The organism is Diaphorobacter oryzae DSM 22780, assembly GCF_059568935.1.
Window position 1 is genome coordinate 116,117 of sequence record NZ_JCANUL010000004.1, and the last position, 23,710, is coordinate 139,826.

The window sequence follows — 23,710 nt, forward strand, 5'->3', positions numbered from 1 at the left end:
TACTCGCGTTCAGGCGCTGGCAGGGAGGGAGCCCTGAGGGTTTGCATTGCGAATCAGCGCCTCAAACTCCGGGCGGAAATGCTTGAGCATGGCGCGGACCGGCATGGCGGCTGCATCGCCCAGTGCACAGATGGTCCGTCCCTGGATGTTGTCCGCTACGGAATTGAGCAGATCCAGATCGCCGCTGCGGCCTGCATCGTGCTGAATGCGATTGAGCACGCGCCACATCCAGCCCGTGCCCTCGCGGCACGGCGTGCACTGGCCGCAGGATTCATGCGCATAGAAGTACGACAGGCGCAGCAGGCTTTCGACCATGCAGCGGGAGTCGTCCATCACGATCACGGCGCCGGAGCCCAGCATGGAGCCCGCCTTGGCGATGGAGTCGTAGTCCATCGTGCATTCCATGATGACGGAGGCTGGCAACACCGGAGAGGAGGAACCGCCGGGAATCACCGCCTTGAGCTGGCGCCCCTTGCGCACGCCACCAGCCAGTTCCAGCAGCTTGGAAAACGGCGTACCCAACGGAATTTCATAGTTGCCGGGACGCTCCACGTCGCCGGACACCGAAAAGAGCTTGGTGCCACCGTTGTTCGGCTTGCCACACTCCAGATAGGCTTGGCCACCGTTGCGGATGATCCACGGCACGGCCGCGAAGGTTTCCGTGTTATTGATCGTCGTGGGCTTGCCATACAGGCCAAAGCTCGCCGGAAACGGCGGCTTGAAGCGCGGCTGGCCCTTCTTGCCCTCCAGCGATTCCAGCAGCGCGGTTTCTTCGCCGCAGATGTAGGCGCCGAAGCCATGGTGTGCGTGCAGTTGGAAGCTGAAACTGCTGCCCAGGATGCTGTCGCCCAGATAGCCTGCGGCCCGCGCCTCTTCGAGTGCAGCCTCGAAGCGTTCATACACCTGGAAGATTTCGCCGTGGATGTAGTTGTAGCCTACCGTGATGCCCATCGCATAGGCCGCGATGATCATGCCCTCGATCACGATGTGCGGGTTGTACATCAGGATGTCGCGGTCCTTGCACGTACCCGGCTCACCCTCGTCGGAATTGCACACCAGGTACTTTTGCCCCGGGAACTGGCGCGGCATGAAGCTCCACTTGAGCCCGGTAGGGAAGCCTGCCCCACCCCGTCCGCGCAGACAGGATTCCTTGACCGTGGCGATCACCTGGTCTTGCGTGAGGCCTTCGCCGCCATCCTTGCCAAGCAGCTTGCGCAGCGCCTGGTAGCCGCCACGTGCCTCATAGTCCTTGATGCCCCAGTTGCTGCCATTCAAGCCTGCATAAATCTGCGGATCGATATGGCGGTCATGGAAACAGGTCTGTACGCCTGTGGCCTGGAATTGCGACAAAACTTGTGCGGACGTGGTCATTGCTTGTCCTCCGCTGCACGCAGGCCATCCACGAGCTGATCCAGCTTGTCGTCTTCCATGAAACTGCACATGCTGCGGTCGTTGACCAGCATCACCGGAGCATCCGCACAGGCCCCCAGGCATTCGCACTGCTGCAGTGTGAACAGGCCATCGGCCGTGGTCTCACCCATGGAGATGCCGAGCTTCTTCTCCAGGTGGTGCAGCGCATCCTGGCCGCGGCGCAGCTGGCACGGGAGGTTGGTACAAACGGCGAGCTTGTACTTGCCCACCGGCTGCTGGTTGTACATGTTGTAGAACGTCGTGACTTCGTGCACCGCGATCTGGGGCATGCCCAGGTAGTCGGCGATCACGGCCTCGCTCTCGGCACTGACCCAACCCTGCTCCTGCTGCACGATGGACAGACAGGCCATCACCGCCGACTGCTTCTGGTCGGCAGGGTACTTGGCCACTTCGCGGGCAAAGCGTTGCTTGGTCGTTTCGGTAATCATCGATCAATCTCTCCGAACACGATATCCATGGTGCCAATGATGGCCACGGCGTCGGCGATCATGTGGCCGCGCGCCATTTCGTCGAGTGCGGCCAGGTGCACGAATCCTGGCGCACGAATCTTCAGGCGGTAGGGCTTGTTGGCACCGTCGCTCACCATGTAGATGCCGAACTCGCCCTTGGGGTGCTCGACGGCCGCATAGGCCTCGCCGGCGGGGACGTGGAAGCCTTCGGTGAAGAGTTTGAAATGGTGAATCAACTCTTCCATGTTGGACTTCATGGCCTCGCGCGATGGCGGTGCAACCTTGTGGTTGTCCGTGATGACGGGGCCCGGATTGGCCTTGAGCCAGTCCACGCACTGCTTGATGATGCGGTTGGACTGCCGCATCTCGTTCACGCGCACCAGATAGCGGTCATAGCAGTCGCCGGTGACGCCGACGGGAATGTCGAAGTCCACACGGTCGTAGGCATCGTAGGGCTGCTTCTTGCGCAGATCCCAGGCAATACCCGAACCGCGCAGCATGGGGCCGGTCATGCCCAGATGCAGTGCGCGCTCGGGCGACACCACACCGATGCCCACCGTGCGCTGCTTCCAGATGCGGTTGTCGGTCAGCAGCGTTTCGTATTCGTCCACGCACTTCGGGAAGCGCTGCGTGAAGTCGTCGATGAAGTCCAGCAGCGAACCCTGACGATTGCTGTTGAGATCTTCGATGGCCTTCGCATTCTTGATCTTGCTGACCTTGTACTGCGGCATGCTGTCGGGCAGATCGCGGTACACGCCCCCCGGCCGGAAGTAGGCAGCATGCATACGCGCGCCAGAAACGGCTTCGTACATGTCGAACAGATCTTCACGCTCACGAAAGGTGTAGATCAGGATGGTGGAGCTGCCGCAGTCATTGCCGTGCGAGCCCAGCCACATGAGGTGGTTCAGCAGGCGGGTAATCTCGCCGAACATCGTACGGATGTACTGCGCGCGCAGGGGTACCTCGATGCCCAGCATCTTCTCGATTGCAAGGCAGTAGGCCTGCTCATTGCACATCATGGACACGTAGTCGAGACGGTCCATGTAGGGCAGAGACTGAATGTAGGTCTTGTGCTCGGCCAGCTTCTCCGTGGCGCGATGCAGCAGTCCGATGTGCGGGTCTGCCCGCTGCACGACCTCGCCGTCGAGTTCCAGCACCAGCCGCAGCACGCCGTGCGCAGCAGGGTGCTGCGGACCGAAGTTCAGGGAATAGTTCTTGATTTCAGCCATGGTTGATCACCAAGGGGCATGCCGCCTCAGTGCAGGCCTCCGTATTTGTCTTCGCGGATGATGCGCGGCGTCACTTCGCGCGGCTCGATGGTCACGGGTTCGTAGATCACACGACGCTGCTCGGCGTCGTAGCGCATCTCCACATGGCCGGACAGAGGGAAGTCCTTGCGGAAGGGGTGCCCGATGAAACCGTAGTCGGTCAAGATGCGGCGCAGGTCGTTGTGCCCCTCGAACACGATGCCGAACAGGTCGAAGGCCTCGCGCTCGAACCAGTTGGCGGAGTTCCAGAGGTCGTTCACCGAAGGCACGACAGGAAAATCATCGTCCGCGCAAAACACCTTGACGCGCACCCGTTGGTTCAGCGTGACCGACAGCAAGTGCGAGACAACGCAGTAGCGCGCACCCTCAGCCCCCGTGTCACCGTATGCCGAATAGTCCACGCCGCACAGGTCAATGAGCTGCTCGAAGCGGCACTGCGGCGCATCGCGCAGGATCTGCATGGCTTCCAGGTAATGCGCGGCAGGCACCACCACGGTGACCTCATCCAGCGCTACCGTGATTTGCCGGGCCTTGTCACCCAGCGCCACAGCAACCACATCCTTCAAGCTTTCGGGGCGAATGGCAATAGCAGTCATCTTCAGCCCCTCACACACGCGCAATGGTGTTGGTACGGCGGATCTTCTGCTGCAGCTGAATGATCCCGTAGATCAGCGCCTCCGCCGTCGGCGGACAGCCAGGCACATAGACATCGACCGGCACGATGCGATCACAGCCACGCACCACGGAATAGCTGTAGTGGTAGTAACCACCGCCGTTGGCGCATGAACCCATGGAAATGACCCAACGCGGCTCGGCCATCTGGTCGTACACCTTGCGCAGGGCCGGCGCCATCTTGTTGCACAGCGTGCCGGCAACAATCATCAGGTCGGACTGGCGCGGACTGGCTCGAAACACTTCGGCACCAAAACGCCCGAGGTCGTAGCGCGCCGCAGCCGCATGCATCATCTCGACAGCGCAGCAGGCCAACCCGAAGGTCATGGGCCAAAGGGATCCGGTCTTGGCCCAATTCACCACCGAGTCGTAGCTCGTGGTGACAAAGCCTTCCTTCATCACACCTTCAATCATCGTGTCTTTCCTTTGTGCGGCGGATCATTCCCAGTTCAGGGCGCCCTTTTTCCATTCGTAGGCGAAACCCACCACCAGGATGGCCAAGAAGACCAGCACGGCGACAAAGCCCGTCACACCTACCTCCTGCAGGGTCACAGCCCAGGGAAAGAGAAAGGCGATTTCCAGATCGAACAGAATGAAAAGGATGGCAACCAGGTAATAGCGCACATCGAACTTCATGCGCGCATCTTCGAAGGCCTCGAAGCCGCATTCGTAGGGGGAGTTTTTTGCCGCATCCGGGCGATTGGGGCCCAGCACATAGCCCAGCACGAGAGGCACCACACCGACACCGATGCCTACCAGAATGAACAAGAGGACAGGGAGGTATTGATCGAGGCTCATCTGGGGGACACGCTCACCGCTGAAAAGCCACCCCACATGCCCCGCGCTGCGAGCCACGGAGATGGCTTTTTGTGATTGGTGCCGTCGGCGAGACTCGAACTCGCACAGCTTTCGCCACTACCCCCTCAAGATAGCGTGTCTACCAATTTCACCACGACGGCTGTTGTATGCATCTGGATGGCATGAGGACCGGAAACGGTTTTGGCTTTCCAGACAATCCGAGATTCTACCCCGGAAAAACCCTGTCACAAGGGACAGGGAGGTTTTTTTGAGACGCCCCTCCGGCGGGCTTACTTGGTCGGGATCTGGGCCGCGCCAGAAGCCGGCTGCGCCGCGGGCGCGGGCACCTCGGCGGAGGCATCCGCCCCCGGCACCGAAGCCGCCGGATCGCCGCTGGCGGGCACCACCGCCGCAGGCGCCTCCAGCACGCTGCCGGTACTGGCCGGGCGCTGGTTGCCAAAGTAGGCCAGGGCCAGCGTGGCCACGAAAAACACCGTCGCCAAAGCGGCCGTAGTGCGCGAAAGGAAGTTGGCGCTACCGCTGGCGCCAAACAGGCTGCCCGAGCTGCCGCTGCCAAAGGCCGCACCCATGTCGGCCCCCTTGCCATGCTGGATCAGAATCAAACCGATCATGCCCAAGGCGGTCAACATCTGGACCGCCAAAATCACGTTCACCACTGCGTTCATACCTTGAATGCTCCTAATTTAATAGCTTCAGACGCTTATCAGTTCTGCGCTGCAGCAATAATTTGCAAGAAATCCGCGGCCTTGAGCGACGCCCCGCCCACCAAGCCCCCATCGATGTCGGGTTGCGCCAGCAATTGCGCGGCATTGGCAGCGTTCATGCTGCCGCCGTACAGCAGCGGCACACGGTCGGCACGCTCGCTGGCCGCAGCCAGTTGGGCGCGCAGCACCGCGTGGACCTGCTGGGCCTGCTCCGGTGTGGCCGTACGGCCCGTGCCGATGGCCCAGACGGGCTCGTAGGCCACGACGATCTCGCTGATGCAGTGGCCGTTGGCATGGATCACCGCTGCCAGTTGGCGTTTGACCACAACCTCGGTTTGCCCCGCCTCGCGCTCCGCCAGCGTTTCGCCCACGCAGACGATGGGGGTGATGCCCGCTGCCAGCGCCCGCTGCGCCTTGGCTGCCACCGCCGCGTCGGTTTCGCCGTGGTACTGGCGGCGCTCCGAATGCCCCACCAGCACATAGCGCGCACCGAAGTCGCGCAGCATGGCGGCCGAGACTTCGCCTGTGAAGGCACCCGCCTCGTGCTGCGACACATCCTGCGCCGCCAGGGCGATCGCAGAACCCGCCACCAGCTCCTGCACCTGGGCCAGATACGGCGCCGGCACGGCCACGGCGACCGCGCAAGCGGGTTCACCCATGCCTTCGCGCAGCGCCTGCAACAAGGCCGCGTTGGCCTCCAGGCCACCGTTCATCTTCCAGTTACCGGCAATGAGCTTTCTTTTCTGCTTCATGTCGTCCATGTCAAAACAATCTTGCCCACGTGCTGATTGGATTCCATCAGCGCATGCGCCTGGGCCGCATCGGCCGCCGCAAACGTGCTGTGAATGACCGGCTTCACCGCGCCCGAGGCCAGCAACGGCCAGACCTGCTCGCGCAGCGCCTGGGCAATCGCCCCCTTGAAGGCCACAGGGCGCGGACGCAGCGTGGAACCAGTGATGGTCAGGCGCTTGCGCAGCACCAGACCGGCGTTGAATTCGGCCTTCACGCCGCCTTGTACGGCGATGATGACCACGCGCCCGTCCTCTGCCAGGCATTCGATCTCGCGCGCCACGTACGGGCCCGCCACCATGTCGAGCACCACGTCCACACCGCGGCCTTCGGTGATCCGCTGCACCTCAGCCACGAAGTCCTGCGACTTGTAGTTGATGGCATGGTGCGCCCCGAGCGCCAGACAGGCCGCGCATTTGTCGTCGTTGCCGGCGGTGACGATGACCGTGGCGCCGCGCGCCCGCGCCAGCTGAATGGCCGTGACGCCAATGCCGCTGCTGCCGCCCTGCACCAGCAGGATTTCTCCCGCCTGCAGCCGGGCCCGGTCGAACACGTTGCTCCACACGGTGAAGAATGTTTCGGGCAGCGAGGCCGCCTCGATATCGCTCAGCCCCTCGGGCACGGGCAGGCACTGCGGCACGGGCGCCACGCACCATTGCGCGTAGCCGCCACCCGCCACCAGCGCGCAGACACGGTCGCCCACGCGGATGCCCGCCTGCTCCATGGCTGCGGCATCACCGCCCTCGACGATCCCCGCCACCTCCAGACCCGGCAGCTCGGACACCCCCGGGGGCGGCGCATAGTGACCCTTGCGCTGCAGCACGTCGGGCCGGTTCACACCGCTGGCCGCCACGCGGATCAGCAACTCGCCCGGGCCCGGCTGCGGCAGCGGGCGCTCGGCAAGCCGCAGTCCATCCGGCGGACCAAACGCCGCGATTTCCACGGCATGCATCACATTCTTCATTGCAGAACTTGAATCTTTCAAGCCTCCAGCGCCCGCAGAACAAGCGCCAGAAGCTCTCATTTCAATAGCAAATCAGGCATTCACCTGCGCGGAGGACTCACCCGAGCCTTGCTGTTGCTGCTGCTCGGACACGCCGCTGTCACGACGCTCGCGTCGCTCGCCACGCTCTGCAGGAGCGGGACGGCCGCTGTCGCCGGCCGGACGCTCGGCCAGCGCCTTCATGGACAGCTTCACGCGGCCCTTGTCGTCGGTCTCGAGCACCTTGACCTTCACGACCTGGCCTTCCTGCAGGTAGTCGCCCACCCGCTCCACGCGCTCGTGGGCGATCTGGCTGATGTGCAGCAGGCCGTCCTTGCCGGGCAGCAGGTTGATCAGCGCGCCGAAGTCCAGGATCTTGGTGACCGGGCCTTCGTACACCTTGCCCACTTCCACCTCGGCCGTGATCTCTTCGATGCGGCGCTTGGCCTCATCGGCCTTGGCGGCCTCGGTGGCGGCGATGGTGATGGTGCCGTCCTCCTCAATGTTGATCTGGCAGCCGGTCTCCTCGGTCAGCGCGCGGATGGTGGCGCCGCCCTTGCCGATCACGTCGCGGATCTTTTCGGGGTTGATCTTCATGGTGAAGAGCTTGGGCGCGAAGCTGCTGATCTCGGTCTTGGCTTCGCCCATGGCCTCCTGCATCTTGCCCAGGATGTGCATGCGCGCTTCCTTGGCCTGGGCCAGGGCGACCTGCATGATTTCCTTGGTGATGCCCTGGATCTTGATGTCCATCTGCAGGGCAGTGATGCCGTTGGTCGTGCCGGCCACCTTGAAATCCATATCGCCCAGGTGGTCCTCATCGCCCAGGATGTCGGTCAGCACGGCGAAACGGTTGTCTTCCTTGATCAGGCCCATGGCGATGCCGGCCACATGCGCCTTCATGGGCACGCCGGCGTCCATCATCGACAGACAGCCGCCGCAGACGGAGGCCATCGAAGAGGAGCCGTTGGATTCGGTGATCTCAGAGACCACGCGGATGGTGTAGGGGAACTCTTCCTTCGTCGGCAGCACGGCGACCAGCGCGCGCTTGGCCAGGCGGCCGTGGCCGATTTCGCGGCGCTTGGTGCTGCCCATGCGACCCACTTCGCCAGTGGCAAAGGGAGGCATGTTGTAGTGGAACATGAAGCGGTCTTCGAACTCGCCGGCCAGCGCGTCGATGCGCTGCGCGTCGCGCTCGGTGCCCAGCGTGGAGACCACCAGCGCCTGCGTCTCACCGCGCGTGAACAGCGCGGAGCCGTGTGTGCGAGGCAGCACGGAGTTGCGGATCTCGATGGGACGCACGGTGCGCGTGTCGCGGCCGTCGATGCGGGGCTCGCCGGCCAGGATCTGGCTGCGCACGATCTTGGCTTCGATGTCGAACAGCAGGGCCTCGACCTTCACTGCGTCGAACTCGGCGCCTTCGTCCTTGAGCGACGCCAGCACCGATGCCGTGGCTTCGCGCAGGGCCTGCGTGCGGGCCTGCTTGCTGCGGATCTGGTAGGCGGCGCGCAGCTTCTCTTCGGCCAGCTGGGTGACCTTGGCGATGAAGGGCTCGTCCTTGGCGGGCGCCTGCCAGTCCCACACGGGCTTGCCGGCGTCGCGCACCAGCTCATGGATGGCATTGATGGCGATCTTGCCCTGCTCGTGGCCGAACACCACGGCACCCAGCATGACGTCTTCGGGCAGTTGCTGCGCCTCGGACTCGACCATCAGCACGGCAGCCTCGGTGCCGGCAACGACCAGGTCCATCTGCGAACTCTTGCGGGCGGTCTGGCCGGGGTTCAGCACGTACTCGCCGTTGACGTAGCCCACGCGCGCGGCGCCGATGGGGCCGTTGAACGGAATGCCGGAGATGGACAGCGCTGCGCTCACGGCGATCATGGCGGCGATGTCGGCATCCACCTCGGGGTTCAGCGAGATGGTGTGGATCACCACGTGCACCTCGTTGTAGAAGCCCTCAGGGAACAGGGGGCGAATGGGGCGGTCGATCAGGCGGCTGGTCAGCGTCTCCAGCTCGCTGGGCTTGGCCTCGCGCTTGAAGAAGCTGCCGGGAATCTTGCCCGCGGCGTAGGTCTTCTCGATGTAGTCCACGGTCAGGGGGAAGAAGTCCTGGCCGGGCTTGGCCGTCTTGGAACCGACCACCGTGGCCAGCACCACGGTGTCGTCGATGTTCACCAGCACCGCGCCGGATGCCTGACGGGCGATCTCGCCGGTTTCCATGACGACCGTCTTGTCGCCCCACTGGAAGGACTTGGTGACCTTGTTGAAAATGCTCATGATGGCTCCTTGCTTCTATATTGATAGCTAGTCACGCTTGACTAGCAATGACTGGAGCGCAAAATCAGAACACGATGCCATTCCAGGGACCCTGCCTTGCCCGCCGGGGAGCAAGGCCCTTGGAATGACACAGCTTCGCTCTGCGATTGCGACTCCGAAGTAAAAAACGCCTGAGCTAGGCAAAGCTAACCCAGGCGTTCTGACATGCTGGCGCGCTTACTTGCGCAGACCCAGCTTGGCGATCAGCGCCGTGTAACGGTCGGCGTCCTTGGCCTTGAGGTAGTCCAGCAGCTTGCGACGACGGCTCACCATGCGCAGCAGGCCACGGCGACCGTGGTGGTCCTTGGCATGCTGCTTGAAGTGGGGGGTCAATTCGTTGATACGAGCCGTGAGCAATGCCACCTGTACCTCTGGGCTGCCCGTGTCGCTGGCGGAACGAGCGTTGGCCTTGACGACTTCGGCCTTGACGGATGATGCGATCATGTGTTTTCCTTGATTGAGGGATTCGCTCTAACCATCCGCAATCTGCCGATAGCAGGGAACCCCGGTTTTACTTGCGCCGGTGGCTGGAACGGCCATCGGCGTGCGTCTTGCACCATGCAAAACCAGTCAATTATATCGCCAGCCGTTTTCCGAGCCCACCCGGAGGGCTCCGGATGCCCCAGGCACTGCCGGTGAGTGCATGATGTGCATTCCATGAACAGGCGCCTCCGCGCCAAGGAAGGCGCGCCATGAACACAGCGAAATCGTGCAACGCAGCCTGGGCCATCGGCGTCCTTGTCTTGTGCCTGCAAACTGCTGCCATCAGCCACGCGGCACCAGCCAAGAAATCACAGGACAAGGCCACCCCCACCTCAGCCACGACCAAGAAATCAAAGTCGGTCAAGGTCAAGCACCAGCAGAACAACTCTGGGGAAAGCACCGCCGAGCGCGATCGGCGGCTCTACCGCGAATGCAAGGGGCTTCCCAATGCCGGCGCCTGCCTGGGCTACACCCGGCGCTAAGCACTCATGGCAAATAGCGCCCATCTTTCCAAAACAGAGAAAAAACTGCGCTACAATTTCATCATCGTCACAACGTTGACCGGCCGCAAAAATCGGCAGACACCAACAAGTGACGATATTTTGAAAAATACGAAATTTTCGTGTTATAATTCAAAGCTTAGCGGCTGTAGCTCAGCTGGATAGAGTACTTGGCTACGAACCAAGGGGTCGTGGGTTCGATTCCTGCCAGCCGCACCAAACGGTAAGCCCTGGAACTGCAAGGTTCCAGGGCTTTTTCGTTTGTGGCTCGCTACCGCTTTCAGGCACGATAGCGACATGAGCAAAGCCTTCACCAAAGAATCCGACTCCGACGATACCGAACCTGCCTTGCCCGCCAGTCTTCCCGCCGGCGGCAAGAACTACATCACCCCTCAGGGCTATGCACGCCTGCGTGCAGAGCTACTGTCGCTGATTGACGAAGAACGTCCCAAGATTGTCGACATCGTCCACTGGGCTGCCAGCAATGGGGACCGCTCGGAGAATGGCGACTATCTGTACGGCAAGAAGCGCTTGCGGGAGATCGATCGACGCATCCGGTTTCTGACCAAGCGGCTGGAAATCGCCGAAGTCGTGGACGCCTCCCTGCATGCCGGCAATGATCAGATTTTTTTTGGAGCCACGGTCACCTATCTCGACGACGAGGGCACGGAGCGTACCGTGACCATCCTTGGCATTGACGAGGCTGACAACAGCCTTCAGCAGATCAGCTGGGTTTCGCCAGTGGCACGTGCACTGCTCAAGGCGCGCGAGGGAGACGAAGTCTCACTCCAGACCCCTTCCGGTGCGCGCTCTCTGGAAATTTTGTCCGTCCGCTATCCAGAGCCTTCTGGCCAAGCGGATTAGCGCCTCGCAAGGCTAAAGCGGCTGCGGCAGCACCCGAAATGCCCGCAGCACAGAGCTCGTGCGGCGGAGGTTGCGCAGCACAGCCTCGACATGGGCTTGGTCACGCACCGCGACGACGAAGCGCAGATCGGTGGTGTCCATGGCGTCGTCCATGTCCACGCGCACGATGTCGGCCTCGGAACTCGCGAACTCCGACGCGATGCGGGCCAGAACGCCCTTGCCGTTGGTCACGGTGACCGTGATGCTCGTCTCAAACAGGCGGGAAGGCTCGTCCGACCAGTCCACCGCAATGAAGCGCTCGCCATCCTTGTTCTGCAGCTTCTTCGCCACCCCGCACTGTGCGTGGTGTACCACCAGCCCCTCGCCACGGCCAAGGTAGCCCACGATGGCATCGCCAGGCACCGGACGACAGCAGGATGCATATTGCACCGATGCGTTCTCGCCGCCATCCAAGGTAATGCTGCCCTGGGATACGTTCTCATGGGAGCTGTAGCGCTCACGGGTGAGGAGCAGCGCATCAGGACGCTGACCATCTTCTGTCAGCAACACCATCAGCCGCTTCGCCACGATGCCGGCGATGCGTTTGCCCAAGCCCACATCGGTCATGAGTTCCACCCGGCTCCGATTGCCGGTGAAGCGCAGCAGCTTCTCCCAAATCGCCTGGTGTGACTGCGCATCGGGCAACTGCTCTATGCCCTCGGCGCGCAGCGCCTGGGTCAGCAACTTTTCCCCCAGACCCGCGGATTCGTTCTGCGCCAATGTCTTGAGATAGTGGCGAATCTTGGAACGCGCTCGACCCGTGCGCACAAATCCCAGCCAGGCAGGATTCGGTTTGGCCCCTTGAACGGTGACGATCTCCACCACGTCGCCATTCTTGAGCTCCGTACGCAGGGGCACCTGTTCATTGTTGATTCTTGCCGCGGTCGTCCTGTCACCCACGTCGCTGTGGATCGCATAGGCGAAGTCTACGGCGGTAGCCCCTCTAGGCAATGCCAGGATCTGGCTCTTGGGCGTGAAGACATAGACCGCATCGGGAAACAGGTCCACCTTGACATGGTCCCAGAACTCCGCCGCATCCCGCGTTTCATTCTGAATGTCGAGCAGGGACTGTAGCCATTTGGTGCCCAGCCGTTCGGCCACAGCACCGTCCACCTCCTGGGCCTTGTAAAGCCAATGCGCCGCCACACCCGCCTCGGCGACGATGTGCATCTCCTCGGTGCGGAGCTGGAATTCGATGTTCAATCCCGCTGGTCCCACCAGCGTGGTGTGCAGCGACTGATAGCCGTTGAGCTTGGCAATCGCGATATGGTCCTTGAACTTGCCCGGCACCGGCTTGTACATCTGGTGCAGTACGCCGAGGGCCGTGTAGCAATCGATCACCGAATGCACGATGACGCGGAAGCCATAGAGATCCGTCACCTGGGCAAAGCTCAGGTGCTTCAGGTGCATCTTCTGATAGATCGCAAACAGGGTCTTCTCTCGCCCCGCCAGGCGCACCTTCATTCCCAGACGAGCAAAGGCAGCATCCACCTCCGATTGCACCTTTTGCACGATGTCGCGGCGGCGATTGCGCGACTTGGCGACCGCCTTGGACAGGGTGGCATAGCGCCAGGGATGCAGATGGCGAAAGGCCAGGTCCTGCAGCTCGCGATAGGTCTGATTCAGTCCCAGGCGGTGCGCGATGGGCGCATAGATCTCCAGCGTTTCCGAAGAAATTCGATGCCATTTGCTGCGCGGCATGTCGGAGAGCGTGCGCATGTTGTGCGTGCGATCTGCGAGCTTGATGAGGATGACGCGCACATCACGCGCCATGGCCAGCAGCATCTTGCGAAACGACTCAGCCTGATTCTCCTCGCGCGTGTTGAATTGCAGCTTGTCGAGTTTGGTCAACCCATCGACCAGTTCCGCCACCGGCGCGCCAAAACGGTCGATGAGATCCGATTTGGTGATGCCGCAGTCCTCCATGGCGTCGTGCAGCAAGGCCGCCATCAGTGCCTGGGCATCCAGCTTCCAGCTGGCGCACAACGCGGCCACGGCGATCGGATGCGTGATGTAGGGCTCACCACTGCTGCGCAACTGGCCCAGATGCGCCTCGTCCGCATAGCGATAGGCCTGGCGCACCTGCTCGATACTGACGTCGTCAAGATAGTCGAGTTTTTCCATGAGCGCAGCGAAGCTCGCCGCCGCCGCATTGGCCGCCGCAGCAGAGGAACTGCCCAGCACCACAGGCTCAGCCTGCGCGTTGGCAACAGTTGCTTTGTTCAACACAACGTTCATGGCTCAAATGTAGCGCTCCCAGCCCCCGGCGGCACGCAGACAAAAAAAAGCACCGCCATGCGGTGCTCCTTTATCGGCCGGGCCTTGTACCTGAAACGGTCAGCCCGGCACTTTCTTCAGCATTTCCAGGCCCACCTTGCCCGCGGCAATCTCGCGCAGCGCCGTGACGGCAGGCTTGTTGCGGCTTTCAATTTTCGGCGCATGGCCCTGGCTGAGCATGCGGGCCCGGTACGTGGCGGCAAGCACCAACTGAAAGCGATTAGGAACGTGCTCGAGGCAGTCTTCCACAGTAATGCGGGCCATGGGGTTTCTCCAGGGGAATCAGGGAATATTGAGCGATTCGAAGGTGTCAGCCCGGGCGCGGCGCTGGGCGGCGTACTTGAGGCGCTGGGCGTGAACAATGGTTTTCAGGTCGAAAAGCGCTCGTTCAAACACTTCGTTGATTATAACGAAGTCGAACTTGCTGGCCTGGGCCATCTCCTCCGCGGCATTCTTCAGCCGCAGATCGATCACGTCGGGCGCGTCCTCGCCGCGCCGCTCCAGACGCGAACGCAGCTCGTCCCAGCTGGGCGGCAGGATGAAGACCAGAACCGCGTTGACGAAGGCCTGCTTGATCTGCAGCGCGCCCTGGAAGTCGATTTCCAGCACCACGTCCGCGCCCTGCGCCACACGCTCCTCGATGGCCTTGCGCGAGGTGCCGTAGCGCCGTCCATGCACGTTCGCCCACTCCACGAAGCCATTGGCCGCGACCATGGCGTCGAACTCCTGCTCGGAGGCGAAGAAGTACTCCCGACCGTGCTTTTCCTGCCCGCGTGGCGCGCGCGTGGTGTGGGATACCGAGGGCTGCACGTGGGAGTCAAGTTCCAGCAGCGCCTTGACCAGGCTGGATTTTCCCGCACCGCTGGGGGCCGAGACTACAAACAAGTTTCCGGGGTAGTCCATAGAGGGTGTGCGTAAGCCGCTATCAAAACAGGATTATTACTCGATGTTCTGCACCTGCTCGCGCATTTGTTCGATCAACACCTTCATGTCCACGCTGATGCGCGTGAGATCCATGGCCGCCGACTTGGAGCCCAGGGTGTTGGCCTCGCGGTGCAGTTCCTGGATCAGGAAGTCCAGCCGCTTGCCGACCTCGCCCCCCTTCTTGAGCAGCCGCTCGATCTCGTCCAGGTGCGACTCCAGCCGCGTGACCTCCTCGGCCACGTCGATGCGGATGGCGAAGGCCGTGGCCTCGGTGAGCGCCCGGTCCTGGGCGGCCTCGGGCACGGCCGCGCCCTCGGCGAGCGACATGGCCTCCTTCCAGCGTTCCATGAACCTCTGGCGCTGCTGCTCCACCAGTTGCGGCACCAGGGGGCCGGCCTGCCGTGCCAGGGCGCGCAGCTGTGCCAGCCGGTCCAGCAGCATGACCGCCAAGCGCTCGCCCTCGCGCGCACGGGCAGACACCAGCTCCTCCAGCGCTTTCTGCGCCAGCTCCAGCATCGGCTCGCTCCAATCCTGCGCAGGAGCACCCGCGCCCGCACACAGGCGCAGCGCATCGGCCACGGTCAGGGGAGCGGCATCGGGCAGCCAGGAGCGCACGGTGTCCTGCACGGCGCCCACGCGCTGCAGCAGGCGCGGCGTGGGCTCGGCCAGCGCAGCGGATGCGTCGCTGTCCACAAAGGCCCGCAACTCGACCTTGCCGCGCTTGAGGCGCGCCGTGAGTAGCGTGCGCAGCGCGGGCTCCTGCGCGCGCAGTTCGTCGGACAGGCGGAATGAAAGATCCAGGAAGCGGCTGTTGACGGAGCGTATTTCCAGGCCCAGGCGGCGCGCATGGCCGTCCTTGTCGTCCCCCGCAGTAGCCGCGCCGAGCTGCAGGCTCGCGTATCCGGTCATGCTGTAAACTGCCATTGGACTTTTCGGTGATTGGTTGCTTGCGATCCAGCGATTATCCGGGTTCCCACCAGTGCCCGCGTCTTCTTCGCCCCCCCTATGTCAAAAATCAAGCCGGCCCCCCTGCCCCCTGATACCGCCATCGGCGGCTATCGCGTGGTGCGTCGGCTGGCCTCCGGTGGCTTTGGCGTGGTGTACCTCGCCGTGGACGCGGAGGGCCAGCAGGTTGCCATCAAGGAATACCTCCCCGCCTCCCTGGCCACGCGTGCGCCCGGTGAGCTGCTGCCGCAGGTGCCGGCCGAGAAGCTCTCGCTGTACCGCCTGGGCCTCAAGAGCTTCTTCGAGGAAGGCCGTTCGCTCGCACAGATCTCGCACGCCTCCGTGGTGAGCGTGCTCAATTTCTTCCGCGAGAACGAGACCGTTTACATGGTGATGAACTACCTGGAGGGCGCGTCCCTGCAGGACTTCATCATCACCGCGCGCGACCTCAAGACCCAGAAGGTCTTTCGCGAATCCACCATCCGCTCGCTGTTCGACGAGGTGCTGCGTGGCCTGCGCATCGTGCACCAGCACAAGATGCTGCACCTGGACATCAAGCCCGCCAACATCTTCATCACCGACGACAACCGGGCGGTGATGATCGACTTCGGCGCCGCGCGCGAGGTGCTGTCCAAAGAGGGCAACTTCATCCGCCCCATGTACACGCCGGGCTTTGCCGCCCCCGAGATGTACCGCCGCGACTCGCAGATGGGCCCGTGGACCGACATCTACGCCATCGGCGCCTGCATCTACGCCTGCATGCAGGGCTTTCCGCCCAACGAGGCGCCGCAGCGCCAGGAGAAGGACCGCCTGTCGCTGGCGCTGCACAAGCTGCGCGGCGTGTATTCCGACAACCTGATCGAGGTGGTGGAATGGTGCATGGCGCTGGACCCGCTGTCGCGCCCGCAGTCGGTGTTCGCGCTGCAAAAGGAGCTGAGCCGCGAGGGCGAGCGCCGCTACACCAAGCTATCGGTGGCCGAGAAGATGCGCATGCAGCTCGACACCCTGGTGTCGGACACCAAGAAGAACGTGCAGAAGGTGGGTGAAGCCACCGGCATCGGGGTCAGGCCCAAATGAAATTCTCCGTATTCCAGATCAGCCGCCGCGGCGGCCGCGAGAAGAACGAAGACCGCATGGGCTACTGCTATACGCGCGAGTCCTGCCTCTTCGTGCTGGCCGACGGCATGGGCGGCCACCCCGAGGGGGAGACGGCCGCGCAGATCGCGACCCAGACCGTGTCCGCCATGTTCCAGCGCCAGGCCAAGCCCGCGCTCAAGGACGTGCCCGGCTTCCTGTCCTCGGCGCTGCTGGCCGCGCACCACCAGATCCTGCGCTACGGCAGCACCAAGGACATGCAGGACACGCCGCGCACTACGCTGGTGGTGGCGGTGGTGCAGGACGGCCGCGCCAGCTGGATCCACTGCGGCGACTCGCGCCTGTACCTGGTGCGCGGCGGCGAGCTGCTCATGCGCACGCGCGACCACTCCTACATGGAGCTGCGCAACGCCTCCATTCCGGGCCTGGAGCGGGTCAACCGCAACGTGCTGTTCACCTGCCTGGGCTCGCCCACCAAGCCGCTGTTCGATGTCGCGGGCCCCGTGCTGCTGGAGCAGGGCGACCGCATGCTGCTGTGCTCCGACGGCCTGTGGGGCTCTCTGGACGACGACACCATCGCCCGCCAGCTGGGCCGCCAGGCGGTCTCCAACGCCGTGCCCGACCTGGTCGAGGACGCGCTGCGCAAGGCCGGCGACACCAGCGACAACGTCACCGTGGTGGCCATGGAGTGGGAAACGCCGGACGCCTTCGAGTCCACCCAGGGCATCTCCACCGACAGCATCAACGACGACGTGTTTGCCTCCACCATCCAGGCCGGCCCGCTGGACGGCTTCGCGGACGACCTGGACGACGAGGCCATCGAACGCTCGATCGCCGAAATCAACGAAGCCATCCGCCGCTCCGCGGCGCGCAAGCTGTAGGCGACGACGCCCACCGCCAACGGCCGGCCGCGCCCACCCCGCCCCGGGGCGGCGCGGCGGCCTTTTTCATGGACCTGCAATGAGCCCCACCCCCTTCGCCCGCAGCGGCGGCCGCGCCTTTGACCAGCTGCGCGCCATCCGCATCACGCGCCACTACACCATGCATGCCGAAGGCGCAGTGCTCATCGAGTTCGGCAACACCAAGGTGCTGTGCACCGCCTCGGTCGAGGAACGCGTGCCGCCCCACAAGCGCGGCAGCGGCGAGGGCTGGGTGACGGCCGAATACGGCATGCTGCCGCGCTCCACCCACACGCGCAGCGACCGCGAGGCCGCGCGCGGCAAGCAGAGCGGACGCACGCAGGAGATCCAGCGCCTTATCGGCCGCAGCCTGCGCGCGGTCTTCGACCTTCGGCTTCTCGGCGAGCGCACCATCCAGCTCGACTGCGACGTGATCCAGGCCGACGGCGGCACGCGCACGGCCGCCATCACCGGCGCCTGGGTGGCGGCGCAGGACGCGGTGGCCACGCTGCTGGCTGCCGGCAAGATCGCGGTCTCACCCCTCACGGGCGCGGTGGCGGCGGTCTCGGTGGGCCTCGTGCGGGGCCAGCCGCTGCTCGACCTGGAATATGTGGAGGACGTGGACTGCGACACCGACATGAATGTGGTGATGACTGGCGCGGGACACTACGTGGAGGTGCAGGGCACGGCCGAGGGCGCGGCCTTCTCGCGCCGAGAAATGGACCAGCTGCTGACCCTGGCCGAGAGCGGCATCGCCGAGCTGGTGGCGCTGCAACAGGCATCGCTGCGTAATTGATAGCTACCAGCGCTTGCCACACAAGCGCCACAGACCATTTTGACCATGAAACTCGTACTCGCCTCCAACAACCGCGGCAAGCTCGCCGAACTGCAGGCCATGCTGGAGCCGCTGGGCGTGCAGCTCATCCCCCAGGCCGAGCTGGGCGTGGGCGAGGCCGATGAGCCCTTCCACACCTTCGTCGAGAACGCGCTGGCCAAGGCACGCTTCGCCTCCCTGCACACGGGCCTGCCCGCGCTGGCCGACGACGCCGGCCTGTGCGTGGACGCCTTCGGCGGCCTGCCCGGCGTGCAGACGGCCTACTACGCCACCCAGTTCGGCTACGACAAGAGCGACGACAACAACGTGCGCGCGCTGCTGGAGCAGATGGCCGGCATCGACAACCGCCGCGCCGCCATGGTCAGCACCCTGGTGGCCGTGCGCAGCCCGCAGGACCCCGAGCCGCTCATCGCCGTGGGCCGCGTGACCGGCGAGATCGCGCGCGAGCCGCGCGGCGCGGGCGGCTTCGGCTTCGACCCGGTGATGTTCATCCCCGCCTTCGGCAAGACCTTCGCCGAGCTGCCGACCGAGGTGAAGAACGCCCACAGCCACCGCGGCCGCTCGGCGCAGCAGATGCTGGCGCTGATGCGGGAGCACTGGTTTGCGGACGCATCAAAAAAGTGAGCTGGCAGCGCTTTCCCCGCAACGGTTTCATGCCTATATATGACTGAATCCATTGAAAGACAAGCGCTAGCAGCTATGGTTTTCATATCGCCATGACCATCCCCATCACCCCCGCCGCGCAGCAGGGCGCCCCCGTGCGCGACCCGCAGCACTACATGCGCCCCGGCCTGCTGCAGCTGTCCAGCCTGCCGCCGCTGTCGCTGTACGTGCACCTGCCCTGGTGCCTGCGCAAATGCCCGTACTGCGACTTCAACTCGCACGAGGCGCGCGGCGGCGGGGGCGTGCCCGAGGCCCGCTACATCGACGCCCTGATGGCCGACCTGGAGGCCGCCCTGCCCCTGATCTGGGGCCGCACGGTGCACAGCATCTTCATCGGCGGGGGCACGCCCAGCCTGTTTGCGCCTGAATCCATCGACCGGCTGCTGGGCGACATCCGCGCGCGCCTGCGCCTGGACGCCGGCTGCGAGGTCACGCTGGAGGCCAACCCCGGTACCTTTGAAAAGGAGCGCTTTCGCGCCTACCGCGGCGCGGGCGTGACGCGGCTGTCCATCGGCGTGCAGAGCTTCGACGACCGGCACCTCCAGGCCCTGGGCCGCGTGCACGACCGTGCCCAGGCCCTGGCCGCCGTGGAAGAAGCGGCCCAGGCGTTCGACACCTTCAACCTCGACATCATGTACGCCCTGCCCGGCCAGACGCCGGCCGACCTGGAGCAGGACATGCGGACCGCGCTGGCGCTGCAGCCGCCCCACATCTCCATCTACCACCTGACGGTGGAGCCCAACACCTACTTCGCCAAGTACCCGCCGCCGCTGCCCGAGGACGACATGGCCTACGCCATGCTCGACCGCATCACCGAGCTCACGGCCGCCGCCGGCCTCGCGCGCTACGAGGTCTCGGCCTACGCGCGCGAAGGCCACCAGTGCCTGCACAACAGCAACTACTGGCAGTTTGGCGACTACCTGGGCATTGGCGCGGGCGCGCACAGCAAGCTCAGCTTCGCGCACCGCATCGTGCGCCAGGTGCGCTTTCGGGACCCGCAGCTCTACATGGGCAACGCCCTGGCCGGCCATGCCATCGCCCAGGATGAGGACGTGCGCCGCGCCGACCTGCCCTTCGAGTTCATGCTGAATGCGCTGCGCCTGCGCGACGGCTTTGCGCTGCAGGACTTCACCGCCCGCACCGGCCTGCCGCTCACCGCCATCGCCCAGGGACTGCAGCAGGCCGAGGCCCAGGGCCTCATCACGCGCGACATGGAGCGCGTGCGCCCCACGGAGCGCGGCTTCGACTTCCTGAGCGACCTGCAGTCCCTGTTTCTGGCCGATTGATCCGGCCTGTTGATCCGGTCGATCGAGGGCCGCGCTCAGCCGCAGCGCGCGCCGATCACCTTGCCGCTGCCATCCATCTCCAGGTTCAGCCGCTGGCCGTCGAACTCCAGGGTGACCGCCTGGCCCGGACGCAGCACGCGCGCCATGCGGGCGCCGGCGCGCACGCGCGCCTCTTCCACCACCTTGGCCGTGGCGCTGCGGCCCACCGCCCACTGCGCGCCCTGGGCCGCGCATTCGCCGCCCACCGGCGCGGTGCTCGCGCCAATGGGCGCGGGCGCCTGGCCCGTGCCGGGGCCGACCCACGCGCAGCCCGCCACCATCAACACCCCCACCACGGCCGTCACCCGGCCCGCCGTCGAAAAATACCGCATGCCTTTCGCCTCCTGCTCCGAAAAATGCAGCACCATAGCGCAGGCGGCCCGGCCTGGCCGTCACCATCGGTAACGCAGCGGCGCCAGAGACGGCAAGCCCCCTGCCTTGGGAGCCACCGCCAGCAAGGCAACCTCGCCAGCGCCAGGGCTTCGGCCGCCTTGCCCTAAACTTCCACGCACATGCCCCCCTCTTCCGCTCCCTTTCTCACGCCCTCGACATTGACGACGCTGGTGTTCGCCGCCCTGCTGCTGGCGGGCCTGGCGCTGCGCCTGTGGCTGGCCTCGCGCCAGATCCGCCATGTGGCCCGCCACCGCGGCGCGGTGCCCGCGGCCTTTGCCAGCCGCATCGCGCCGGCCGCGCACCAGAAGGCGGCCGACTACACCATCGCCAAGGCACGCTTCGGCCTGCTGGAGATGGCCCTGGCCACCGCCGTGGTGCTGGGCTGGACGCTGCTGGGCGGGCTGGACGCGCTGAACCAGGCGCTGCTGGCCTGGCTGGGCGGCGGCATGGTGCAGCAGCTGGCGCTGCTGGCCTGCTTTGCCCTGATCAGCGGCGCCATCGACCTGCCGGCCGCGCTCTACCAGACCTTCGTGATCGAGCAGCGCTTCGGTTTCAACCAGATGACGCCGCGCCTGTGGCTCATGGACCTGCTCAAGTCCACGCTGCTCGGCGCCGTGATCGGCCTGCCGATCGCCGCGCTCATCCTGTGGCTCATGGGCGCCGCCGGCCCGCTGTGGTGGCTCTGGGCCTGGGGCGCCTGGATGGGCTTCAACCTGCTGCTGATGGTGGTCTTTCCGCTCTTCATCGCGCCGCTGTTCAACAAGTTCCAGCCGCTGGAAGACGAGTCCCTGAAGGCCCGCGTCACCGCCCTGATGCAGCGCTGCGGCTTTGCGGCCAAGGGCCTGTTCGTGATGGACGGCAGCCGCCGCAGCGCCCATGCGAACGCCTATTTCACCGGCTTCGGGGCGGCCAAGCGCGTGGTGTTCTACGACACGCTGCTCAAGCAGCTCAGCCCCGGCGAGGTCGAGGCCGTGCTGGCGCACGAGCTGGGCCACTTCAAGCACAAGCACATCGCGCGCCGCATGGTGGGCCTGTTCGCCATCAGCCTGGCGGGCTTCGCGCTGCTGGGCTGGCTGTCCTCGCGCGGCTGGTTCTACACCGGGCTGGGCGTGCAGCCCAACCTCATGCTGGAGGGCGTGGCCGGCTCCGCGCCCAACGACGCACTGGCGCTGCTGCTGTTCCTGCTGGCCGCGCCCGTGTTCACGCTGTTCGTCACGCCGCTGTTCGCGCAGATCTCGCGCCGCCACGAGTTCCAGGCCGACGCCTACGCCGTGGTCCAGAGCAACGGCAATGACCTTGCCTCGGCCCTGCTCAAGCTCTACGAGGACAATGCCTCCACGCTCACGCCCGACCCGGTGTACGTGAAGTTCTACTACTCCCACCCTCCCGCCACGGAGCGCCTGGCGCGCCTGCCCGTGGCCATGCACCCATGACTTCGATGTTTCCCAAAAAAGACTGGTCTACGCAGACCAGGCGAGCGCTGACAGCTACTGAAATCGTAGCAAAACTGGCCGAACTGCAGGGCTGGACGCTGAATGGCGACGGCGCCGACGTGGCCATCGAGAAGACCTTCCGCTTCGCCAACTACCACGAGACCATGGCCTTCGTGAACGCCGTGGCCTTCATCGCCCACGCGCAGGACCATCACCCCGACCTGTCGGTGCACTACAACCGCTGCGTGGTGCGGCTGAACACGCATGACGTGCACGGCATCTCGGCCACCGACATCGACTGCGCCACGCGCATCGACGCGCTGCTGGCGCCATGAGCCCCCTCCATGGCTGACGCGCACGCTCGCCACGAAGGCCTGGTGGTGGCCAGCCATGGCCGCCACTGCGTGGTGGAAACCCCCGACGGCCAGCGCCGCATCTGCCACCCGCGCGGTAAGAAGAGCCAGGCCGTGGTCGGCGACCGCGTGCTGTGGCAGCCGGCGGCGCCCGGCCAGGGCCGGGGACATGGCGACGAGGGCACCATCGAGAAGGTGCTGGAGCGGCGCAACCTGTTCTACCGCCAGGACGAGGTGCGCACCAAGTCCTTCGCCGCCAACCTGGACCAGGTGCTGATCCTGATCGCGGCCGAGCCCGTGTTCTCCGAGAGCCAGCTGGCGCGCGCGCTGATCGCCGCCGAGGCCTCGCACATCACGCCGCTGATCGCACTCAACAAGAGCGACCTGGTCGAGCCCTTCGCGCGGGCCTGGGAGCGCCTGTGGCCCTACCGCCACATGGGCGGCGAGCAGGACACGCGGCACCACTACCGCGTGCTGCCGCTGTCGCTCACCGAATCCACGGCCGTGGACCACGACGCGCTGATGGCGCTGCTGGAAGGCAAGACCACGCTGGTGCTGGGCCCCTCGGGCTCGGGCAAGAGCACGCTGGTCAACCTGCTGGTGCCGCAGGCCAAGGCGCAGACGGGCGAGATCTCGCAGGCGCTCAACTCGGGCAAGCACACCACGACCAGCACCACGCTCTACTGGATCGACGCGGCGCGCAGCACGGCGCTCATCGACTCGCCGGGCTTCCAGGAATTCGGGCTGCGCCACCTGGCACCCACCGACCTGGCCCGCTGCATGCCCGACATCGCCGCGCATGCGGGCGCATGCCGCTTCTACAACTGCACCCACCTGCACGAGCCCGGCTGCGCCGTGATGGCGCAGGTGCGCGAGGGCCAGGACGCGACCGCCATCAGCCCCCAGCGCTACCGCATCTATGGCGAGCTGTTCGAGGAACTGAGCCAGAGCCCTTACTGACCGGGCCTCAGCCGTTCAGAGGGCGGGCGGCAGCTCGGCCTGAGCGGCCTGCAGGCGCTGGAACTTCTGCCACAGCGTCTCGCGGCTTTCCTGGTGCGCGGGGTTCACCGGAATGCAGGCCACCGGGCAGATGGCCACGCACTGGGGCTCGTCGAAATGCCCCACGCATTCGGTGCATTTGGAATGCTCGATCTCGTAGTGCTCCTCGCCCAGGTAGATCGCCTCGTTGGGGCACTCGGGCTCGCAGACGTCGCAGTTGATGCACTCTTCCGTGATCATCAGGGCCATGGCGCGA

At 64.8% G+C, this 23,710-nt stretch carries 27 protein-coding genes and 2 tRNA genes; 11 read left to right on the forward strand and 18 right to left on the reverse strand.

Annotation, left to right across the window (positions count from 1 at the left end; translation table 11 throughout):
• Positions 1-9 precede the first annotated feature (9 nt).
• The 12 genes from nuoF to rpsO all read right to left on the reverse strand — a co-directional run bounded on the left by nuoF (position 10) and on the right by rpsO (position 9,871).
• Positions 10-1,371 (reverse strand): NADH-quinone oxidoreductase subunit NuoF, encoded by a 1,362-nt coding sequence (gene nuoF / locus BP68_RS08380; RefSeq protein ID WP_496370585.1) that lies wholly within the window; start codon positions 1,369-1,371, stop codon positions 10-12.
• Positions 1,368-1,859 (reverse strand): NADH-quinone oxidoreductase subunit NuoE, encoded by a 492-nt coding sequence (gene nuoE, locus BP68_RS08385; protein WP_496370587.1) that lies wholly within the window; start codon positions 1,857-1,859, stop codon positions 1,368-1,370. The genes nuoF and nuoE overlap by 4 nt, the downstream gene beginning before the upstream one ends.
• On the reverse strand, positions 1,856-3,109 hold the full coding sequence (locus tag BP68_RS08390; RefSeq protein WP_496370589.1) for an NADH-quinone oxidoreductase subunit D: 1,254 nt from the start codon (positions 3,107-3,109) through the stop codon (positions 1,856-1,858). Before BP68_RS08390 ends, nuoE begins: the two co-directional genes overlap by 4 nt.
• Before the next feature lie 26 nt (positions 3,110-3,135).
• Complete coding sequence (locus tag BP68_RS08395; RefSeq protein WP_496370591.1) at positions 3,136-3,744, reverse strand: NADH-quinone oxidoreductase subunit C; 609 nt, start codon at positions 3,742-3,744, stop codon at positions 3,136-3,138.
• Between the two features lie 10 nt (positions 3,745-3,754).
• The gene (locus BP68_RS08400) at positions 3,755-4,234 is read right to left on the reverse strand and encodes a NuoB/complex I 20 kDa subunit family protein (protein WP_496370593.1); all 480 of its coding nucleotides are present in this window, start codon (positions 4,232-4,234) and stop codon (positions 3,755-3,757) included.
• 24 nt (positions 4,235-4,258) lie between these two features.
• Entirely contained in the window at positions 4,259-4,618 is a 360-nt protein-coding gene (locus BP68_RS08405) for an NADH-quinone oxidoreductase subunit A (protein ID WP_496370595.1), read from the reverse strand.
• A 76-nt stretch (positions 4,619-4,694) separates the two neighbouring features.
• A tRNA-Leu gene (locus tag BP68_RS08410) sits at positions 4,695-4,779 on the reverse strand.
• A 129-nt stretch (positions 4,780-4,908) separates the two neighbouring features.
• Positions 4,909-5,304: a preprotein translocase subunit SecG gene (gene secG, locus BP68_RS08415; protein ID WP_496370597.1), complete on the reverse strand. Its 396-nt coding sequence runs from the start codon at positions 5,302-5,304 to the stop codon at positions 4,909-4,911.
• A 38-nt stretch (positions 5,305-5,342) separates the two neighbouring features.
• Positions 5,343-6,104: a triose-phosphate isomerase gene (tpiA, locus tag BP68_RS08420; RefSeq protein WP_496370599.1), complete on the reverse strand. Its 762-nt coding sequence runs from the start codon at positions 6,102-6,104 to the stop codon at positions 5,343-5,345.
• Positions 6,092-7,096 carry an NAD(P)H-quinone oxidoreductase gene (locus tag BP68_RS08425; RefSeq protein ID WP_496370601.1) on the reverse strand — a complete coding sequence of 335 codons (1,005 nt, stop codon included), beginning with the start codon at positions 7,094-7,096 and terminating at the stop codon, positions 6,092-6,094. The genes tpiA and BP68_RS08425 overlap by 13 nt, the downstream gene beginning before the upstream one ends.
• A gap of 72 nt (positions 7,097-7,168) precedes the next feature.
• Positions 7,169-9,388 carry a polyribonucleotide nucleotidyltransferase gene (gene pnp, locus BP68_RS08430; RefSeq protein ID WP_496370603.1) on the reverse strand — a complete coding sequence of 740 codons (2,220 nt, stop codon included), beginning with the start codon at positions 9,386-9,388 and terminating at the stop codon, positions 7,169-7,171.
• 216 nt (positions 9,389-9,604) lie between these two features.
• Positions 9,605-9,871, reverse strand: a complete 267-nt coding sequence (gene rpsO, locus BP68_RS08435; protein WP_024000822.1) for a 30S ribosomal protein S15 — start codon at positions 9,869-9,871, stop codon at positions 9,605-9,607.
• Between the two features lie 248 nt (positions 9,872-10,119).
• On the opposite strand from rpsO, the gene BP68_RS08440 reads away from it, so the two are divergent.
• The 3 genes from BP68_RS08440 (at position 10,120) to greB (ending at position 11,274) form a co-directional block, all read left to right on the forward strand.
• Entirely contained in the window at positions 10,120-10,392 is a 273-nt protein-coding gene (locus BP68_RS08440; protein ID WP_496370606.1) for a hypothetical protein, read from the forward strand.
• Positions 10,393-10,552: 160 nt separating this feature from the next.
• Positions 10,553-10,629 (forward strand) — tRNA-Arg (locus tag BP68_RS08445).
• A gap of 78 nt (positions 10,630-10,707) precedes the next feature.
• On the forward strand, positions 10,708-11,274 hold the full coding sequence (gene greB / locus BP68_RS08450; protein WP_496370608.1) for a transcription elongation factor GreB: 567 nt from the start codon (positions 10,708-10,710) through the stop codon (positions 11,272-11,274).
• Between the two features lie 12 nt (positions 11,275-11,286).
• On the opposite strand, the gene BP68_RS08455 is transcribed toward greB, so the two are convergent.
• The 4 genes from BP68_RS08455 to BP68_RS08470 all read right to left on the reverse strand — a co-directional run bounded on the left by BP68_RS08455 (position 11,287) and on the right by BP68_RS08470 (position 15,423).
• Positions 11,287-13,551, reverse strand: a complete 2,265-nt coding sequence (locus BP68_RS08455) for a RelA/SpoT family protein (RefSeq protein WP_496370610.1) — start codon at positions 13,549-13,551, stop codon at positions 11,287-11,289.
• Positions 13,552-13,650: 99 nt separating this feature from the next.
• Complete coding sequence (gene rpoZ, locus BP68_RS08460) at positions 13,651-13,854, reverse strand: DNA-directed RNA polymerase subunit omega (protein WP_496370612.1); 204 nt, start codon at positions 13,852-13,854, stop codon at positions 13,651-13,653.
• An 18-nt stretch (positions 13,855-13,872) separates the two neighbouring features.
• Positions 13,873-14,493 (reverse strand): guanylate kinase, encoded by a 621-nt coding sequence (gene gmk / locus BP68_RS08465; RefSeq protein ID WP_496370614.1) that lies wholly within the window; start codon positions 14,491-14,493, stop codon positions 13,873-13,875.
• Positions 14,494-14,529: 36 nt separating this feature from the next.
• Entirely contained in the window at positions 14,530-15,423 is an 894-nt protein-coding gene (locus BP68_RS08470; protein ID WP_496370616.1) for a YicC/YloC family endoribonuclease, read from the reverse strand.
• A 96-nt stretch (positions 15,424-15,519) separates the two neighbouring features.
• Between BP68_RS08470 and BP68_RS08475 the strand changes: the two genes are divergently transcribed.
• The 5 genes from BP68_RS08475 (at position 15,520) to hemW (ending at position 20,237) form a co-directional block, all read left to right on the forward strand.
• Positions 15,520-16,536 (forward strand): serine/threonine protein kinase, encoded by a 1,017-nt coding sequence (locus BP68_RS08475; RefSeq protein ID WP_496370618.1) that lies wholly within the window; start codon positions 15,520-15,522, stop codon positions 16,534-16,536.
• Complete coding sequence (locus BP68_RS08480) at positions 16,533-17,435, forward strand: PP2C family protein-serine/threonine phosphatase (protein WP_496370620.1); 903 nt, start codon at positions 16,533-16,535, stop codon at positions 17,433-17,435. The genes BP68_RS08475 and BP68_RS08480 overlap by 4 nt, the downstream gene beginning before the upstream one ends.
• Positions 17,436-17,514: 79 nt before the next feature.
• A complete protein-coding gene (rph, locus tag BP68_RS08485) occupies positions 17,515-18,249 on the forward strand; it encodes a ribonuclease PH (RefSeq protein ID WP_496370622.1) in 735 nt (244 codons plus the stop codon).
• 45 nt (positions 18,250-18,294) lie between these two features.
• Positions 18,295-18,912: an RdgB/HAM1 family non-canonical purine NTP pyrophosphatase gene (rdgB, locus tag BP68_RS08490; protein ID WP_496370624.1), complete on the forward strand. Its 618-nt coding sequence runs from the start codon at positions 18,295-18,297 to the stop codon at positions 18,910-18,912.
• A gap of 92 nt (positions 18,913-19,004) precedes the next feature.
• Positions 19,005-20,237, forward strand: a complete 1,233-nt coding sequence (gene hemW, locus BP68_RS08495; protein WP_496370626.1) for a radical SAM family heme chaperone HemW — start codon at positions 19,005-19,007, stop codon at positions 20,235-20,237.
• 35 nt (positions 20,238-20,272) lie between these two features.
• Here the strand turns inward: hemW and BP68_RS08500 are convergent, their stop codons facing one another.
• Positions 20,273-20,608 (reverse strand): I78 family peptidase inhibitor, encoded by a 336-nt coding sequence (locus tag BP68_RS08500; protein ID WP_496370628.1) that lies wholly within the window; start codon positions 20,606-20,608, stop codon positions 20,273-20,275.
• Positions 20,609-20,788: 180 nt separating this feature from the next.
• On the opposite strand from BP68_RS08500, the gene BP68_RS08505 reads away from it, so the two are divergent.
• The 3 genes from BP68_RS08505 to rsgA are packed head-to-tail and all read left to right on the forward strand — an operon-like array spanning position 20,789 to position 23,415.
• Positions 20,789-22,102 (forward strand): M48 family metallopeptidase, encoded by a 1,314-nt coding sequence (locus tag BP68_RS08505; protein ID WP_496370630.1) that lies wholly within the window; start codon positions 20,789-20,791, stop codon positions 22,100-22,102.
• Positions 22,099-22,437: a 4a-hydroxytetrahydrobiopterin dehydratase gene (locus BP68_RS08510; RefSeq protein WP_496370632.1), complete on the forward strand. Its 339-nt coding sequence runs from the start codon at positions 22,099-22,101 to the stop codon at positions 22,435-22,437. Before BP68_RS08505 ends, BP68_RS08510 begins: the two co-directional genes overlap by 4 nt.
• A gap of 9 nt (positions 22,438-22,446) precedes the next feature.
• Positions 22,447-23,415: a ribosome small subunit-dependent GTPase A gene (rsgA, locus tag BP68_RS08515; protein ID WP_496370634.1), complete on the forward strand. Its 969-nt coding sequence runs from the start codon at positions 22,447-22,449 to the stop codon at positions 23,413-23,415.
• 15 nt (positions 23,416-23,430) lie between these two features.
• Here rsgA and BP68_RS08520 read toward each other — a convergent pair whose 3' ends face one another.
• Positions 23,431-23,703 (reverse strand): YfhL family 4Fe-4S dicluster ferredoxin, encoded by a 273-nt coding sequence (locus BP68_RS08520; protein WP_496370636.1) that lies wholly within the window; start codon positions 23,701-23,703, stop codon positions 23,431-23,433.
• Positions 23,704-23,710: the final 7 nt, after the last annotated feature.

What these genes read in the sequence shown, in the direction of transcription:
- nuoF (WP_496370585.1), bottom strand. Translation starts at nt 1,371, where the DNA reads ATGACCACGTCCGCACAAGTTTTGTCGCAATTCCAGGCCACAGGCGTA.
- nuoE (WP_496370587.1), bottom strand. Translation starts at nt 1,859, where the DNA reads ATGATTACCGAAACGACCAAGCAACGCTTTGCCCGCGAAGTGGCCAAG.
- BP68_RS08390 (WP_496370589.1), bottom strand. Translation starts at nt 3,109, where the DNA reads ATGGCTGAAATCAAGAACTATTCCCTGAACTTCGGTCCGCAGCACCCT.
- BP68_RS08395 (WP_496370591.1), bottom strand. Translation starts at nt 3,744, where the DNA reads ATGACTGCTATTGCCATTCGCCCCGAAAGCTTGAAGGATGTGGTTGCT.
- BP68_RS08400 (WP_496370593.1), bottom strand. Translation starts at nt 4,234, where the DNA reads ATGATTGAAGGTGTGATGAAGGAAGGCTTTGTCACCACGAGCTACGAC.
- BP68_RS08405 (WP_496370595.1), bottom strand. Translation starts at nt 4,618, where the DNA reads ATGAGCCTCGATCAATACCTCCCTGTCCTCTTGTTCATTCTGGTAGGC.
- secG (WP_496370597.1), bottom strand. Translation starts at nt 5,304, where the DNA reads ATGAACGCAGTGGTGAACGTGATTTTGGCGGTCCAGATGTTGACCGCC.
- tpiA (WP_496370599.1), bottom strand. Translation starts at nt 6,104, where the DNA reads ATGGACGACATGAAGCAGAAAAGAAAGCTCATTGCCGGTAACTGGAAG.
- BP68_RS08425 (WP_496370601.1), bottom strand. Translation starts at nt 7,096, where the DNA reads ATGAAGAATGTGATGCATGCCGTGGAAATCGCGGCGTTTGGTCCGCCG.
- pnp (WP_496370603.1), bottom strand. Translation starts at nt 9,388, where the DNA reads ATGAGCATTTTCAACAAGGTCACCAAGTCCTTCCAGTGGGGCGACAAG.
- rpsO (WP_024000822.1), bottom strand. Translation starts at nt 9,871, where the DNA reads ATGATCGCATCATCCGTCAAGGCCGAAGTCGTCAAGGCCAACGCTCGT.
- BP68_RS08440 (WP_496370606.1), top strand. Translation starts at nt 10,120, where the DNA reads ATGAACACAGCGAAATCGTGCAACGCAGCCTGGGCCATCGGCGTCCTT.
- greB (WP_496370608.1), top strand. Translation starts at nt 10,708, where the DNA reads ATGAGCAAAGCCTTCACCAAAGAATCCGACTCCGACGATACCGAACCT.
- BP68_RS08455 (WP_496370610.1), bottom strand. Translation starts at nt 13,551, where the DNA reads ATGAACGTTGTGTTGAACAAAGCAACTGTTGCCAACGCGCAGGCTGAG.
- rpoZ (WP_496370612.1), bottom strand. Translation starts at nt 13,854, where the DNA reads ATGGCCCGCATTACTGTGGAAGACTGCCTCGAGCACGTTCCTAATCGC.
- gmk (WP_496370614.1), bottom strand. Translation starts at nt 14,493, where the DNA reads ATGGACTACCCCGGAAACTTGTTTGTAGTCTCGGCCCCCAGCGGTGCG.
- BP68_RS08470 (WP_496370616.1), bottom strand. Translation starts at nt 15,423, where the DNA reads ATGACCGGATACGCGAGCCTGCAGCTCGGCGCGGCTACTGCGGGGGAC.
- BP68_RS08475 (WP_496370618.1), top strand. Translation starts at nt 15,520, where the DNA reads ATGTCAAAAATCAAGCCGGCCCCCCTGCCCCCTGATACCGCCATCGGC.
- BP68_RS08480 (WP_496370620.1), top strand. Translation starts at nt 16,533, where the DNA reads ATGAAATTCTCCGTATTCCAGATCAGCCGCCGCGGCGGCCGCGAGAAG.
- rph (WP_496370622.1), top strand. Translation starts at nt 17,515, where the DNA reads ATGAGCCCCACCCCCTTCGCCCGCAGCGGCGGCCGCGCCTTTGACCAG.
- rdgB (WP_496370624.1), top strand. Translation starts at nt 18,295, where the DNA reads ATGAAACTCGTACTCGCCTCCAACAACCGCGGCAAGCTCGCCGAACTG.
- hemW (WP_496370626.1), top strand. Translation starts at nt 19,005, where the DNA reads ATGACCATCCCCATCACCCCCGCCGCGCAGCAGGGCGCCCCCGTGCGC.
- BP68_RS08500 (WP_496370628.1), bottom strand. Translation starts at nt 20,608, where the DNA reads ATGCGGTATTTTTCGACGGCGGGCCGGGTGACGGCCGTGGTGGGGGTG.
- BP68_RS08505 (WP_496370630.1), top strand. Translation starts at nt 20,789, where the DNA reads ATGCCCCCCTCTTCCGCTCCCTTTCTCACGCCCTCGACATTGACGACG.
- BP68_RS08510 (WP_496370632.1), top strand. Translation starts at nt 22,099, where the DNA reads ATGACTTCGATGTTTCCCAAAAAAGACTGGTCTACGCAGACCAGGCGA.
- rsgA (WP_496370634.1), top strand. Translation starts at nt 22,447, where the DNA reads ATGGCTGACGCGCACGCTCGCCACGAAGGCCTGGTGGTGGCCAGCCAT.
- BP68_RS08520 (WP_496370636.1), bottom strand. Translation starts at nt 23,703, where the DNA reads ATGGCCCTGATGATCACGGAAGAGTGCATCAACTGCGACGTCTGCGAG.